This is a genomic window from Pirellulales bacterium (assembly GCA_035939775.1).
Classification (GTDB): domain Bacteria; phylum Planctomycetota; class Planctomycetia; order Pirellulales; family DATAWG01; genus DASZFO01.
In genome coordinates this window covers 1-1,996 of record DASZFO010000214.1, presented here as the reverse complement: position 1 = coordinate 1,996, position 1,996 = coordinate 1, and the positions used below count along the sequence as shown (strand labels likewise).

The 1,996-nt window shown below is 63.1% G+C and carries 2 protein-coding genes; one reads left to right on the top strand and one right to left on the bottom strand.

The window, feature by feature from the left end; translation table 11 throughout:
• The coding region (locus tag VGY55_13415; GenBank protein ID HEV2970965.1) for a hypothetical protein at positions 1 to 916 on the bottom strand (916 nt) is incomplete at its 3' end.
• A gap of 357 nt (positions 917 to 1,273) precedes the next feature.
• Between VGY55_13415 and VGY55_13410 the strand changes: the two genes are divergently transcribed.
• On the top strand, positions 1,274 to 1,996 hold a 723-nt coding region (locus VGY55_13410), incomplete at its 3' end, for a deoxyhypusine synthase family protein (GenBank protein HEV2970964.1).

The following is a 1,996-nucleotide window of genomic DNA, read 5'->3' as shown; positions in this document are numbered from 1 at the left end:
GGCGGTTGGTTATTTCCTCGGAAGGCCGAGAGCGGAGAACTACTTCGATCGCGGCCTCGGCGTCGAGGGATTCCGTGCGGACCAGATCGAGCAGGAATTCCAGCGCCGCGTCCTGACGAGTGAGCGCGATCGCCGAAAGCAGAACGGAGCGCCACCAGGGATCGACTGCTTTAGCGAAGGGCTCGCGCAGGGCGTCGAAACCCTCCGGCGAATGGGTTCCGGCAATGGCCAACGCGGCTTCGGCCGCGCAGTCATCGGCCGCGGCGAGAAAACGGCGGATCCATGGGATCGCCCGCAGCCCCTCGATTCGCAAGATCCCGCTGTAGCAAGCGCCGAGCACCTCGGGCTCATCCGCGGCAAGAACGGCTCGCAGGCGCAGCAGCAGCACGGCCGACGGCGAGCCGATCTGTTCGATCGCACGAACCACTTCCACTCGAACGGTCTTGTCTGTGTCGGCGAGCAACTCGACCAGGTGCTCCAGCAGATCTTTTTCCGTAAGACTGCGGCACTGGACCAGCGCCAGGGCGCAAGTGGCGCGCAGAGTGCCGGCGGTGTCGGACTGACCTCCCCAGACGGGTTCCATCTGGATGTGGCGCATCCCGCGCAGAAAAACTACCTCATCCTGATGTTCCATGGCCGCGAGCGTACGGCTGATCGCATTCTTAGCCCAGCATTGCGGATCGGTCTTCACGGGATCATCGAAGAAGCGAGCAAAGGCCGTCAGCAGTTCCGGCGTCAGAGCGGCGAGGCCGGGCTCGCGGAGGAATTCGCGAATCAGATCGGCAGCCTTGGCCACGATGAAATTGTTGCGATGCCCGAGAGCTTTGCGCAGGGGCGCGACGCGGGCTTCCTCCGGCCCGTGGCGAAGCGCGTCCAGGGCGGCGACTTGTTCTTCGAAAGCGCGCTTGCCGGGCATGATTGGCAGTGTAACCGAGGCGAGCGGAACCCCGTCGAGCTGCGCTCGACGGACAGCCGAGGGCCTGCCCTGAGCGAAGTCGAAGGGGCGGCTGTCCCCACATTATTCATGTGGTTCCTGTAGAGTATCCTGTCGGGACGAAATTGCGGCCAGCTGGGGAGGTGCGTGGTGAAACACGGCAATCATGGCAGTTCGAAAGATCATTCGCATCAAGATCATTCGCATTCGGGGCAGGGACACGCGGCCGGCGGTGAGGGCAAAGATCGTCACCTGCACAATCCCATCGAAGATCGCCTGATTCCGCTGGAGCCGCTCGATCTCAGCAAGATTCATTCGATCGACGGGCTGGTGAGGGCCATGGCCAAGACCGCCTTTACCGGACGCCAGCTGGGTGAGGCCGCCGACGTGCTCGAAGCCATGGCTCTCGACGAGGATGCGTTCATCGTCATGACCCTGGCCGGGGCCATGACCGTGGCCAAGCAGGGCCTGATCGTCACCGAATTGATCGACCGCGGCATCGTCAATGCGATCGTCTCGACGGGCGCTCTCATGGCCCACGGGCTGGTCGAGGCCACCGGACGCGCTCATTTCCGTGCCAATCCCGAAGTTTCTGACGAGGAACTCTACGAGCAGGGGTACAACCGCGTCTATGACACGCTTGAGCCGGAGCAGAATCTCGATGACGTCGAGGAAGTCATGGCGGCCGTGCTCGAGGCCTGGGACCACAACGACGTCATGTGCTCCTACAAGCTGAATCACGCCATCGGCGCGTATCTGGCGAAGCGCAATCAGGGCCAGCGAGGAATTCTGAAGTCCGCCTACGAGCAGGGAGTGCCGGTGTTCGTGCCGGCCTTCAGCGACTCGGAACTCGGTCTCGACACGGCGTTGAACAACCGGCTGCGCGAGTCGACCGGGCGACATAAGATCCGCTTCGATCCGTTCGAAGACCTCGAGCATTTTGCTGCGACTTTGCTGCGCCAGAAGAAGCTGGGAATCTTCACCATCGGCGGCGGCGTGCCGCGCAACTGGTCGCAGCAGTTTGGCCCCTTCATCGAACTCCGGCACCGGCGGCTGGGCGAG